Origin of the sequence: Paenibacillus cellulosilyticus (assembly GCF_003182255.1) — a bacterium.
Classification (GTDB): domain Bacteria; phylum Bacillota; class Bacilli; order Paenibacillales; family Paenibacillaceae; genus Paenibacillus_T; species Paenibacillus_T cellulosilyticus.
This window is the reverse complement of record NZ_QGTQ01000015.1, coordinates 74,832-88,058: the sequence shown is the minus strand read 5'-3', so window position 1 is coordinate 88,058 and position 13,227 is coordinate 74,832. Positions and strand designations below refer to the sequence as shown.

General features: G+C 51.9%; 9 protein-coding genes. 1 reads left to right on the top strand and 8 read right to left on the bottom strand.

The genetic code is table 11. The features are described from left to right. Positions 1-19: 19 nt before the first annotated feature. From DFQ01_RS18355 to DFQ01_RS18350, 3 genes are read right to left on the bottom strand one after another with little or no spacing between them, the layout of a single operon-like run. Complete coding sequence (locus tag DFQ01_RS18355) at positions 20-2,236, bottom strand: SDR family oxidoreductase (RefSeq protein ID WP_110045361.1); 2,217 nt, start codon at positions 2,234-2,236, stop codon at positions 20-22. Next, positions 2,203-2,349: a hypothetical protein gene (locus DFQ01_RS31175; RefSeq protein ID WP_174812631.1), complete on the bottom strand. Its 147-nt coding sequence runs from the start codon at positions 2,347-2,349 to the stop codon at positions 2,203-2,205. The genes DFQ01_RS18355 and DFQ01_RS31175 overlap by 34 nt, the downstream gene beginning before the upstream one ends. Next, entirely contained in the window at positions 2,350-6,330 is a 3,981-nt protein-coding gene (locus DFQ01_RS18350) for a type I polyketide synthase (RefSeq protein ID WP_146216896.1), read from the bottom strand. It abuts the gene before it with no gap. Positions 6,331-7,048: 718 nt separating this feature from the next. Between DFQ01_RS18350 and DFQ01_RS18340 the strand changes: the two genes are divergently transcribed. Next, positions 7,049-7,564, top strand: coding sequence for a hypothetical protein (locus tag DFQ01_RS18340; protein ID WP_110045358.1), 516 nt, complete (start codon positions 7,049-7,051; stop codon positions 7,562-7,564). Here DFQ01_RS18340 and DFQ01_RS18335 read toward each other — a convergent pair. The 5 genes from DFQ01_RS18335 to cntC form a co-directional block, all read right to left on the bottom strand. Then, the gene (locus DFQ01_RS18335) at positions 7,557-9,359 is read right to left on the bottom strand and encodes a sensor domain-containing diguanylate cyclase (RefSeq protein WP_110045357.1); all 1,803 of its coding nucleotides are present in this window, start codon (positions 9,357-9,359) and stop codon (positions 7,557-7,559) included. The genes DFQ01_RS18340 and DFQ01_RS18335 overlap by 8 nt on opposite strands. 254 nt (positions 9,360-9,613) lie before the next feature. Beyond that, positions 9,614-10,786: a staphylopine family metallophore export MFS transporter CntE gene (gene cntE, locus DFQ01_RS18330; protein WP_110045356.1), complete on the bottom strand. Its 1,173-nt coding sequence runs from the start codon at positions 10,784-10,786 to the stop codon at positions 9,614-9,616. A gap of 2 nt (positions 10,787-10,788) precedes the next feature. Continuing rightward, positions 10,789-11,538, bottom strand: coding sequence for an ABC transporter ATP-binding protein (locus DFQ01_RS18325; protein WP_110045355.1), 750 nt, complete (start codon positions 11,536-11,538; stop codon positions 10,789-10,791). Beyond that, positions 11,525-12,346, bottom strand: coding sequence for a staphylopine uptake ABC transporter ATP-binding protein CntD (gene cntD, locus DFQ01_RS18320; RefSeq protein ID WP_110045354.1), 822 nt, complete (start codon positions 12,344-12,346; stop codon positions 11,525-11,527). Before cntD ends, DFQ01_RS18325 begins: the two co-directional genes overlap by 14 nt. After that, positions 12,343-13,227 carry a staphylopine uptake ABC transporter permease subunit CntC gene (cntC, locus tag DFQ01_RS18315; protein ID WP_110045353.1) on the bottom strand — a complete coding sequence of 295 codons (885 nt, stop codon included), beginning with the start codon at positions 13,225-13,227 and terminating at the stop codon, positions 12,343-12,345. The genes cntD and cntC overlap by 4 nt, the downstream gene beginning before the upstream one ends.

The window sequence follows — 13,227 nt, the reverse complement described above, 5'->3', positions numbered from 1 at the left end:
CTCATTCAAGTGCTTCCTTCTATTTCTGGCTCGCGACAATATGCATCTCGACGTCCCGAAGCTCGGCAAATACGCTGCCTTGATCATTCATCCAAGCGATATGCGATACCGTCTTATAGCTGCCTCTACGCTCAATTCGAACTCGGCAGACGACAGGCTGATGCTGTGGTATCCATCCATAACCCTTATAGGAGCCAATCGTGGTGGGAAGCGTTTGTTCACCGAGTATTCGAATACCCCACAGCCTCGCAAGCTGAAGACCGCCATCGATCATAGCCGGATCGATTCCACCATCGTGATGTGACCATGTCGTCGCCTCAGCATGCTTGAAGATGGCTTCCGCATCTTGATCGCCTAATAGCTTCAGTTCATGAATGACCTGGAAGGCCGGGCCGTGAAAAAGGTTGTCGCCGTCATATACTTCTGCTAGCTCCCAGTTCCAAGGTTCGCCGCTTACGTCAGGCAGTTGAATCGTATCGACCTGATCATTATCGCTTTCGATGCCCATATCAACTTCGGCTGTATAATGAATGCAGCCGTCCTCTCCCCTTAGCTTGAAGCTTAAGCTCGCTTGCGCAAGGCCATCCGTCCGATCGTTGCACGTCAACGTCAACCGTTTGGGTCTACCGTTCGTCGATGCGACCACGATGCCTTTTTTGACGGATAGGTTCGAGCACCGTTTCACGACAAGATGAGGATGAGCGGCCGAAGCAGCGCGAACGAACCAATCCATGACCATCACAGCCGGTACAACCGGATTGCCGCCGATCCGATGATCATTCAGCCATGGCGTATGCGATGGTTCAGGCAAGAACAGCTCGGCTGACCAGCGCTTCTCCGTCGCACCTTCGATTAACGTTGGCCTATCCGCTGAACAGCCCCCGATAACGACCTCAACAGGTCCAATCGTATCCAACGCTTCTGCTACGAAAGCCGCTGTCCCCTCTTCCAACGGAATCAGATTGACACCGCGCTGTTCAAAATGCTTCTTAAGCAACGGACTAACCATCCCGCCGTCCCAAGGTCCCCAGTTGATCGACTTCACGATACAGCCAGGTCCGCGTCGCAGCGCTTCCGCTTGGGCACATTTGTTGAGCACCTCGTTCGCCATCGCATAGTCGGCTTGTCCCGCATTGCCGCTTCGTGCAGAAACGGACGAGAATAAACAAATAAGCGTTAAAGGATCTTCCTCTGTTACAGACAGCAAGGCACGCAGACCGCCAACCTTCGTATCGAATACATAATCGAATTGATCCATCGTCTTGTCCGCGATCGACTTGTCTGCCAGCACGCCTGCGCCGTGAATGATGCCGGTAATCGGTCCCCACTGTGCACGAACCGGCTGCAGCGCTTCACGCAGTGCTTCTTCATCTTGTACATCAACGGGTACATAAACGACCTCGGAGCCAAGCTCCTGCAGCGTCTGTAGATTGCCGGCAATTTCTCGATTCATCTGGATGCGCTGCACTCGTCTCCCTAGCTCGGGAAGCCCCAACGCCACGCCTTCCGCTTTCGCTTGCTCAAGCAGTACACGTTTCAATCCCGCATCGTCGGCAATCCCCTTGCACACGGCGGGCTCTTCCTCAAGTGATGTTCGGCCAAGCAAAATGAAGCGCGTCTGCTTCGTCTTCGCCATCGCTGCAACGGCCGCAGCTGTAACCCCTCTTGCTCCACCGGATACGAGCAGTACGGCAGGCTCTTGCGCGTTTGCATCGCCGCTCGTCCGTGCAGCCATTGGAGAATCCAAATCCAATACTGGCGTCATTCGCTCTCCGTCTGCTTTCAAGCCAACTTCGTATTCAGGTCCCCCCGCGATCAACTCCTGGAAAATACGTTCTGCTGCATCTTCAGCAGTGAGGCCCGTCCGATCGAGATCAATCGCCTTAACTGCAGCCTGCGGCCATTCTCTTGCAGCTGTCTTGACGAGCCCCGTCAAGCCAGCTGTCCATACGCTAAGTGATCCCGGCGAATCCGCTAGCCCGAATGAGCCCCCCGTATCCTGTACCGTAACAAAGACGCCACCCTGCCTTGCAAACCTCGCAGCGACCGTCTTCGCTGCTCCGAATGCTCGGCGGTTAACCGCAAGCGCTTCTTCATCGCTTGTCAGTGGCTTGAGCGCGTCCAACAAGAGCACAGCATCCGCGTCTTCGGTTATAGTGTTTACTACTTGAGCCTGTGCGCCAGCAGCCTGCAAACGATTAGCTAGGGCTGATGCGATCCCGCTTCCGTCATCCATGATTTCAATAGCCGCACCATCCCATAGGCCGGGCAGTGCCAAGCCAGCCGCTGGCGAAGAGGCAGCCCGCAGCCCGTAACGTGCAATGGCAGGCCGATTGCGATCATGGGCATCTACTTTTTTCCCGCAGACTCTCCGCCCTTGCCGAGCGCACGGTTCATATAATCAACGATTTCGCCCAGCGTATTGAGCGCCGCCAGCTCGCCTGGCTGTATGTCTGGCAGATTCGGCAGTTGGTCCTGAACAGCAGACAAAATCTCAACGCGCTTGATCGAATCGATTCCGAGTCCCGCCTCAAGCTCAATATCGAAATCGAGCATCTCGACGGGGTAGCCCGTTTTCTCGGCTACGACCTCAAGCATGACCGAGCGCACATCGCTTGACTGTGTTTGAGGCGCAGCAGCAGGTACAGCTTGTACCTGAACAGGTGCTGGTGCTTGTGGTTGGATCGCTGGTGCCGCGGTTGGTTGAACTACTGCAGCGGTTGGAGCTGCTGGCACATTGACTGGTGCGGGCGGCATATATGCTGGCGTTGCTGCAACCGGCGGTGCAGGCGGCATGTAGGCTGGCGCTGCTGCAACCGGCGGTGCGGGCGGCATGTAGGCTGGCACTGCTGCAACCGGCGGTGCGGGCGGCATGTAGGTTGGCACTGCTGCAACCGGCGGTGCGGGCGGCATGTAGGCTGGCGCTGCTGCAACCGGCGGTGCGGGCGGCATGTAAGCTTGTGGCGCTGCCACAGGCGGAGCTGTATAAACGAATGGAGCCGGAGCAGCTGCAGCCGCAACCTCAGGCAGAGCTGCGAATGCGCCCGGGCCTCCAGCTGCCAATGTACTTAGACCGGCAAGCGCAAGCTCAGCCGTTCGCATATAGGCGATATGGCTGTCAGCCATCGCACGCTGATAGGCAGCATGAGATTCGACCGTTTGGCGCTGCAGCTCCATGATGGCGCCTAAAAGGACAGATTGGGGAGTGTTCGAATAATTAGACATCGTATATTCCTCCTGAGTGGGGTTAATGGGGTAAACCGTTGTATTAGAAACCGCGTACGGTTGATTCGTTATCGAATGGTCTGCGAATGTCGCGCCAACCCCAGCATCATACTGCGTGGTTGAATGGATGAAAACCGGACTCGAGACATCCTGTTCTACCTGTATGGCTGGCGTTGCCGTCTCCAATATGGGAGATTCCGAAGCTCCGACTGGCGCAGCGCTGCTCTGTCTTGCTTCATTCGGCTTCGGAAGCGCCGACGTACCGCCTTTAGGCGGATAAGGACGTCCGCTGTTGACGCCGCTGATCGGAATCGTGAAGGCCGGCTTGACGCGGCTTCGCGGGTCCTCCTCCTGCTTGTACTCGTCCCAGAATGCTCGGAGATCGATTGGGACGCCAGCTGCCGCTAACCGCCCTAGTGCATGCCACAACGTATGTACGCTGTGCTGTCCTTTTCGATCGGTCGCAACTGCGACAATATCCTTGCCTGCCAGGCATTGTTCAACGAGTCCTGTGAGCACGGCACTAGGGCCGACCTCAACGAACGTGCGGACACCGCGTGCATACAGCTCTTGCACGGTTTCGGCGAATAGGACCGGCTGTGCAATCTGTGCTGCAAGCCGATTCCGCAGCTCGTCCGGTGAGGATGGGAACGGCTGGCCGTCTGCATTTGATAGAACAACAGCTTCCCCTTCTTCAACCGAGCACCCCGCCAGATAGGATTGGAATTCCGGTACAGAGGAGGCAACAAGCGGCGAATGGAATGCGGTCGATACAAGGAGCCGTTTATAGCGAATGCCTTCAGTGGTCAATCTCTCTTCTAGTCTTGTGACAGCCTCCGTCTCCCCGGAGACGACCACCTGACTCGGACTGTTATGGTTGGCGCAGGATACCGCTAGTCCGCACTTCTCCATCAGCCCACGAACCTGCTCAAGAGAGGCGAACACCGCGCTCATTGCTCCGCTGCCTGCCGATGCGGCGGAGGCTGCTGCCATCAGTTCGCCGCGTTTTCTAGCCGCTTGAAGCATGTCTGACTCATCAAACACGCCCGCTGCGCATAATGCGGCAAGCTCGCCAAAACTATGGCCGGCTAGAAGCTCTGCTTGAACGCCAGCTTTACGCAGCGTATGCAGAAGAGACATGCTCATCGCGCCTATAGCCGGCTGTGCCCATTCTGTCGCCTGCAGATGGCCGCGTTGTGCATCAAGTTCTTCTTGGGTAAATACAGGTCTGGGATAAACAACCTCATGCAGACTGCTGCTCTCATCCATCTCCAGATCAGCGGCACGGTCCCACACGCCTCGGGCTTCATCGAACGCGAGCAGCAGCTCCGCGCCCATGTTCAAATATTGGCTTCCTTGCCCAGGGAACAGCATGGCAACCTGACCGGGATTCGCGTCAAAAGCATAATAGATTCCAGCACGCTCATCGATTCGCCGTTCTGGGTGCAGACGAAGCGCTGCAATCGACTTCTCCAGCTTGCTTCGCAGCTCATTCGAGTCTGCTGTTACGAGAGCTAGCCTTGCCGGCAGCTTCGGATCGTAATTCGATTGGTAGTGTCGTGCTAGATAGGTATGCAGCCCGTCATCCTCAGTCAGCCCATCAAGCAGTTGTTCGCCTTGTGCCACCAGCGTTGCCGGGTCCTTCGCGCTGAGGAGAATCAGCTCAGATGGCATTGAACGCAGCTTCCATGCCTGACGGCCCGGACCGTTATACTCTTCTAACGTGACATGAAAGTTGCTGCCGCCGAAGCCAAATGCACTGACGGATGCACGTCTTGGATGTGATGCTCCTCTGATCCAAGGACGAGCTGCTGTATTCAAATAGAACGGACTGTTCGCGATATCGAGATTCGGGTTTGGCCTCTCAATCTTGATCGTAGGCGGCAGCGCTTTATGCCGAAGCGCCATTACAGCCTTAAACATGCCTGCCGCGCCTGCCGTTCCCTTCGTATGGCCAATTTGCGATTTGACAGAGCCAAGCGCGCACCATTGCCGATCTTCCCGCGCGCCATCATCGAATACCGAGGCAAGCCCGGCGAACTCTGCCGCATCCCCGGCCTTCGTACCGGTTCCGTGCGCTTCCATAAGCTCTACCGTAGCTGGCGAATAACCTGCCATCTCGTAGGCACGCCGAAGCGCCTTCGCTTGTCCTTTGGAGACTGGCGCATACACGCTCTTGGACTTCCCGTCGGAGGAAGTGCCGAAGCCTCTTAGCACCGCATAGATTCGATCGCCGTCCCGCTCGGCATCCTCCAAGCGCCGGAGCGCAAACATGCAAAGCCCTTCGCCAAGCATCGTACCGTCCGCTTGATCCGAGAAAGGTCGGCAGTCGCCTGTCGGCGAGAGCGCAGGCGTCTGACTGAAGCACATGAACATGAAAATATCGTTCAGCGTGTCGACTCCGCCCGTAATGACGAGATCGGATTTACCGCTCAGCAGCTCCATAGCTCCCATCGAGATGGAGGTAAGTGAGCTGGCGCATGCCGCATCCACGATGCAATTCGTCCCGCCAAGGTTAAAATGGTTCGCGATTCGTCCTGCGATGACGTTCCCAAGCAGCCCGGGAAAGGAGCTTTCCTTCCAAGGGACATACTCGGCTGCAATCCGATCGCTAATCTCCTGCACCTGATCCTCGGGCACGCCGCTTTCCCGCAGCGCTTTAACCCAGACAGGCCGCTGGATACGGCTGCCGAGCTCAACGGTGAGTTCAGAAGCAGACGCCGTGCCGAGGATGACACTGATCCGATCCTTGTCGATAGTGCTAAACTGCCCCTGCGCTGCATCTTCCAGCACGCTCTTCGCTACCATTAAACCAAGGAGTTGACTGGTATCCGTCGCCGGAATGTTGCTTGGCGGCATAGAAAATTCCTTCGGGTCGAAATCGACCTGCGAGAGGAAAGCCCCCCGCTTTGAATACGTTTTGTCCGGTGTCATCGGAGTTGGATCATAATAATCCTCGATGAGCCAATGCGAAGTCGGGATGTCGGTCATCAGGTCTCGTCCCGCCATGATGTCGTTCCAGAATCCCTTGTTGTCTGTCGATCCGGGCAGCAATGCGCTAACGCCAACGATTGCGATCGCTCCGGATCGTTGTGAATCGTTCACTTGCACTCCTCCTATAAGGTATTTGCAACTTCATCACTAGGTCATAAGAATGGGAACATGCCATCATGAAGGCGCATTCAATATGCGCAAATTAGAAGTTTTGAAACCAAGATTAATGCGTGGGAAATATCGTCAGCCAAGCTGATGACCAACCTCTGTTCAGCTATTTTCACAGCCCGACTCCAACAGTACTTCTTACCTATGTTGGTTCCTATTTCCTAATTATAAATGAACGATACTTCCTAGTGAATGCACTATATGTCGAAAACAAAGGCATTTTGTCGGGTTTTCTAGTTAAAAAGCACAAATAGGGTCAGCTCACTGATAAGCTAGATCCATTTATTGAAAAAAGAAAGAAATGACGGTTCAGGGAGGTCCATCCTGAACCGTCATTTCTATTGTTCTATCCACTGCTATCTTCTTGAGCAAATTATGGGCAAGCGAAAGCCACCCGACCTCAAGGCTTACTTTTTTGCACCGATGAACACGTCTTCCAGCACATTCTTCATCCGCTCGGACAACAGCGATCGTAAGAACATTCGCTCTGCGCAGCTGCCTTTGCAGTTCATTGAAACACAAGAGGCCGTCCCAAAGTCTAATGACTTTTGGGACAGCCCCTTTGCCTTTTACTTCACAACCTTTGTTTAAATCCCGTCTCTTCGGTTGATCCTGATCGCATACACTTCACTCGCTGCAGCGACTGATAGGAGACGCGCTCATGGATATCATCGAAGAACCGTTCCTTCGTAAAGCCTTATCCGTTCCTAGCCTACGACAAAATCTATTGAATGCAGGAACGTTGTTCCTTTACTGCGATTACGCCGGCTTCGCTTCTCTCAACGTATACGGTGCAGCGTGCTGCATGGTACATAATCGAACCGTAAGCGTATCGGCCAAGAAGCTCCCGATTGAACGCGATCAAGGATCGATCTACGGCGAAATGATGGCCATAGAACTTAGCCTAGAAACGCTTGCAGCAGCAATAGTAGATCGTCAGCCGAAAGTCGCTGTCATCTATACCGACTGCAGCCGCATTGCGCGCCTATTGGTTCAAGAACGCTTTGCACATCCACATGATGAGGAGGGGAGAAATATACTAGTATCGGCTCTTGCCGATCTCCGTCAACGCTTCCCCTCTCTCGACGTTCAGATCAAATACATGAGCAAACATAAGAAGAACAACCACTTCCATATGCTAGCTCACCATGCGGCCAGAGAAGCCGCGCTTAGCTAAGTACGCCTTGAGAATCGCTCATGACGATTTGATTTCTACCGGCCAATTTGGCTTGATAAAGCGCTCGGTCCGCCTGCTCGATTAGCTCCTCCCGCTTCAAGCCCGGGGCTGCTATCATGGTGGCGACTCCAATACTTACGGTTACACGATCACTGACCTTCGATCCTGCATGACGGATTCGTAATGCTGCTACTTGTTGTTCGATTCGTTCGGCGAGGTGTAGAGACTCGTGCGCATTGGTTCTCGGCAGCAAGATGACGAATTCCTCGCCTCCGTAGCGGGCAAATACGCCACCGGTCCGTTTAACGAGTCGTTTAATACTCGAAGCGATATCTTTCAGGCAAGCATCTCCACCCTGATGCCCATATGTATCGTTATAACGCTTGAAATAATCGATATCAAACATAATAACGGAACATGGTTTCGAATAAGTGGACGAAGCTTCCCATTCCTTCTCTAGTGCCTCCTCAAAGTGTCTACGATTCGAAATACCCGTAAGACCATCGATCGTAGATAACTTTTTGAGCAAACGATTCGTCTCTTGCAGCTGCTCTTCTTCTTCCTTCCGCTGCGAAATGTCTTGAATATGAGCGAGTACAACGATTTCTCCTTCATACTGTACGCAGGTTACGGAGATCTCAGCAATGAATGGATTGCCATGAAGCGTTACGAAATGATTCTCATACGTAAGCCCCGAAAAATCCCGCCTAATGATGGATTGGAATCGTGCTTTACTTTCCTCTTGGTACGCTGGCGAAATGATATCCATTTGATTAATTCCAACTAGAGACGAATAAGAATCTGCTTCAAAGAGTTCAACGGCTTTGTCATTAACGAACACAATTTTACCATTCATATTTAATAAGCAAATCGCGTACGGAGACAACTCGAACATTCTCCTATATTGCTCTTCACTCTCTTGCAGCGTTTGCTCCGTAAGCTTCCTCTGGGTAATGTCATGGACTACGACAAGCACAGATGGCTTTCCTCTATATATAATCGGCGTAGACTGAACCATTCCATAAAACATAGAACCATCCAGCCGGTATAAATTAATTTCAAGAGGTTCCGACGGGAGTTGATCCGCCAGAATGTCATTCACTCTTCCGCAGACCATGGTATGGTATTCCGGATGGACAAAATCTAAAAATGACATTCCGATGATTACACTGGGACTGTCAGCACCAAACATCCGGGCTCCTGAACGGTTGAGGAAGACGACCGCGCCATCCGCAATGACGCCAACTGCGTCCGGGAGCAGCTCGATCAGACGCCTGTAACGCTCCTCGCTCTCTGATAGAGCCAGCTCCGTTGCATAGCTTTCGGAAATATCGCGGAGTATCGTAATGACGACCCGTTTACCATTCCATTCAATAAGCTTCGCGTTGGCGTCCACAGGAATGACCTTACCATCTTTACTTTGCAGTTTGGTTGTGTAATGTACAAAACCCGTCTTAGCCAGTTGTTTTCGATGCAGCATAAAGCGCTTCAACAATAAAGGATCTTGGACGCACAGATCAATAGGCGACATGGAGTCTAACTCTTGACGCGAGTACCCAAGCAAACGATAAACAAGCTCATTCACTTCTATAAAAGGCATACGTTCCCTATCAAACTCATTAACAAAAAACATATCGACGGCATGCTCGACTAAAGCACGGTATTTTCTTTCGGATTCGATAAGAAGCTGTTCGGAATGCTTCTTGCGATTGTGTATTTTGACGGCATATAGGATAGCTGATACTAGTCCAATGAATAATACGACAGCGGCGCTGATGAATATCGGATGAGGCATATGACTTACACTCCTTATGTATAGGTCACGAGGTATATTTCATAAGAATATCGATACAGTTATTCAACTTTGCTCCTATTATGATTTGTTTCAGTAAATATAATCGGTATTTACCTATCCTTATCATAATCTAGACAACGATGATTATTGTCAATAAGGAAAATAGACTACCATAATTAATCAGAGCTGGTTTCAATAAAAATAAAACGACCGTTCTCCCTTGGATAATCGGGAAACGGTCGTACGATTGCATTTCAATGCGAGCGGAGTACCGCCCGATCAAAGGCTATAAACAGCACTCCTGCGCTAAGTACTGCGCAAAGCAGATACATGTAAGAATAAGAGAAATGATCAGCAACCGGCCCCATGACGATTCCGCCAATAGCGACTCCAAGATCAGCTATCGCAATGAATAAACCGATGAGAACGCTTCGTTCATTACGCGGCAATACAAAGCTCAAATAACTTGTAAGCGTAGGATAGAGCAGCGCTTGAGCGCTCCCCATCAGCAAGGCTCCAGCATATAAGACAGCTACGCCTAAACTTGCTGCCAACCCGATGCAAAGCGCAGCTGACATCTGCAGCAGCAATATCCCTGCTATGAACAACGAATGCCACTTCCCATCGGATGGCATTTTGCTTTTGAACAGAAATCGAATCACAACGACGACCGCTGCCTGAATCATCAAATAGATTGCCGCACTGCCACCATGAATACGAGGTGCATATAAAGGCATGAATGCCGTAACAGCACCAAATATAACCGATGCAATCAACATCAGGATACTCGAGCGAGCCATATTCGGATTATGTACAAGCTGCCTCATGGATCGAAGCATCGTTATCCCCGCATTCGAACTGCTATTCACGTTATCGACGACCGGCTGTGTTCGAATACGAACCGTGTAGCCGACAACACCTGTCATGCATGCAATGACAATCATCGAAGCGGCGAACAGGCTCCCTTCTCCATTGTTCCACATGCCAATTGCTAATAAAGGTCCAATAATTCCTGGCAAATAAGAGCATAACGAATACATAGAGATGCCTTGTGACCGTTCCTCATCAGGCAGTGCATCGATCAGACTTAGCTGAAGCGCCATGGAGAAGAATGCCGTACATATCCCCTGCACGATTCTAGCAGCGAAGTAGCCATTCATATCAGTGAAGGCATACAGCAGCAGAGCCAAACCATTCAAGGTCAGTATGATGCGAAGTACCTGTATCGGGCCATACCTCGCAATCAAATACCCGGCCCAAGGCCGGCATACCATGGTTGTCAGCAGATATACCCCCATAATGATTCCAATCCTTGTGTTGGATACGCCAAGCGATTCGCCTTTAAGCGGAATGACGACGTTCAAGATGGCATTGGCGCTAAAGTAAAACAACGTCAGTAGATATAATCGAAGGAAAGGCCCTGACATGATCATGCCATCACCTTGCGCAGCAGCTCCTTTGCATAGGGCGACTGTACATCCTTAAGCTGCTTCGTCTCCACCATTTCGACGATCCGGCCATCCTGAATAATCATCATTCGATTACACAAATAAGCTGCTGCCGCTATATCATGTGTGATGAAAATGTAACCTACGCCCAGCGAATCGCTTAGGTTTCTTAGCAGCTCCAGCACCTGCATCTGCACCGATCCATCCAGTGAGCTTATAGCTTCATCTAGAACGATACATGCCGGCCCTGTCGATAAGGCTCTGGCGATGCACACTCTTTGTGCTTCGCCTCCAGACAGCTTATGCGGATATTTGTCGAGATAGGACTCATCCATGCCGACTTGCTGAAGCAGCTTGCCCGCATAACTCTCCATGAAGGATGGAGGAGAACCGCCTGCCAGCTTCAAAGGCTCCATGATCGCCTGTCTGACGGTATAGAATGGATTAATGGATGACGTATAATCTTGAAATACGGCGCTGATATTCCCTTGCCGTACATTGCGGTCCGTTATCGGCTGTCCATCCCATGCAATGATGCCATGATCCGGCTTTTCTATTCCAAGCAGAAGCCGGCCAAGGGTAGACTTGCCGCTGCCGCTCTCGCCAATAATGCCAAGACATTCCCCTCGGTCCCATTCGAAGCTGATAGCATGAAGAACCTGCTTCCGATGTGCTTTGTTCAACCATCCCTTGGGTCGATACGATTTGCTTATCCTGTCAACCTTGAGCAACGCTCGCACCTCCCATGAGCTGGTTGAATTGACGACTCAGGCTCTGCTTCGCTGTTATCAGCTGGCGGGTGTACGGATGACGAGCTCTAGTAAAAAAGTCAGCTGCTGTACCTCGCTCAATAATCTCCCCATCCTTCATGACTAGCACATCGTTTGCAATACGTTTAACTGCATGCAAGTCATGAGATACGAAAATCATGGCGCAATCCAAACGATTCCTCAGTTTCGCAAGCTGCTCCATGACCTCAAATTGCGTAACGGCATCCAGCGCAGTTGTCGGCTCATCGGCAATAATGACATCAGGCTCCATCACGATGGAAAGTGCAATCATAACCCTTTGCAGCATGCCGCCAGACAATTCATAGGGGTAAGACCTCATCACGCTTGCCGGATCCTTCAGCCCAACGCTAGTCATCGCAGCACCTATACGAGTTAGTTTCTCTTCCTTGCTCCAATCGTAATGTCGGGCCAGTACCTCACCAAGATAAGCCCCAACTGGTCTGGAAGGATTAAAGGCACGCATGCCGTTCTGCATGATCATGCAGATTCTCTTGCCTCTATAGCCGCGCATGGCACGCTTATTCAACAACGACAGATCAACCCCATCCAGTACAATGGAGCCGGACTGCTGCACTTTCGCCTGATTAAGCCGCATGATCGCCTTGCAGGTGAGCGATTTGCCGCTGCCGCTCTCCCCCACAATCGCAAGACAATGCCCCTTGGCTAGTTGAAAAGAACTATTGGCCACCAGCACCTGCTCTGTGCTGCTATCCCATACCTTCAATTGTTTGACTTCAAGCAAGCTCATTGTTGCAGGGCCGCCTCCTTCCTCTGGTACCGGTGTTTCATACCGTTCGTTGATCTAATAACCATTAGCTTCGGATCGAGCGCTTTCTGTAAGGAATCAGAGAGAAAGTTGACGGATGATACAACAACCATGATTACGATCCCTGGCGCTAACATCAGTTCGGGTCTAGTGAACATCACCGTTCTCGCTTCATTCATCATCATGCCCCACTCTGCATGCGGCGCCTGAATACCAAGTCCGAGGAATGACAGGCCTGAGATTTGAAGAATCATGGATCCGAACGCACTGCTAGCAATGACAGCCACCTCGGGCAGTGCGATAGGCAGGACATGCCTTACTATGATCCAAAGCTGGCTGGCTCCAAGCACCTTAGCGAATTTGACATAATCCGCCTCCGCAATTGGCAAGATGACGGTTCGGATAACACGTGCGAACCACGCCCATTTGAGACACACAAACGCAATCAGAATATTCGTGAGTCCCGGGCCAAGCATACCGACGACTGCAAGCGTCATTACATAACCCGGGAAGGAGAGCATGATGTCGCATAGTCGCATCAAGACCGCGTCCACCCTGCCTCTCCAGTATCCTGCGGCTATGCCAACAGCTGTCCCAACGAATACGGATGCGATCAGAGCCGCGAGCACCCATAATACACTTGGACGAATACCGTAGATCAGCCTGGAAAGCACACAGCGGCCAAGATGATCGTTGCCCAGCCAATACTGCCAAGACGCTCCGGCATAACGAAGCTCCATGTTGACTTCATTCGGAGGATGCGGGGCAATAAGCGGCGCGCATATTCCGATAAGCAGCATTGCTCCCACGATTGTAAGCGAAAGGGCAGCCAGTCTGTCATTCCATATCCGCTTAAGCAGCAT

Coding starts and splice junctions, on each gene's coding strand:
- DFQ01_RS18355 (WP_110045361.1), bottom strand. CDS start 2,236: ATGGATGACGGAAGCGGGATCGCATCAGCCCTAGCTAATCGTTTGCAG.
- cntD (WP_110045354.1), bottom strand. CDS start 12,346: ATGAGCTTGCTTGAAGTCAAACAATTGAAGGTATGGGATAGCAGCACA.
- cntC (WP_110045353.1), bottom strand. CDS start 13,227: ATGCTGCTTAAGCGGATATGGAATGACAGACTGGCTGCCCTTTCGCTT.
- DFQ01_RS18335 (WP_110045357.1), bottom strand. CDS start 9,359: ATGCCTCATCCGATATTCATCAGCGCCGCTGTCGTATTATTCATTGGA.
- cntE (WP_110045356.1), bottom strand. CDS start 10,786: ATGTCAGGGCCTTTCCTTCGATTATATCTACTGACGTTGTTTTACTTT.
- DFQ01_RS18340 (WP_110045358.1), top strand. CDS start 7,049: ATGGATATCATCGAAGAACCGTTCCTTCGTAAAGCCTTATCCGTTCCT.
- DFQ01_RS31175 (WP_174812631.1), bottom strand. CDS start 2,349: ATGCCCATGATCGCAATCGGCCTGCCATTGCACGTTACGGGCTGCGGG.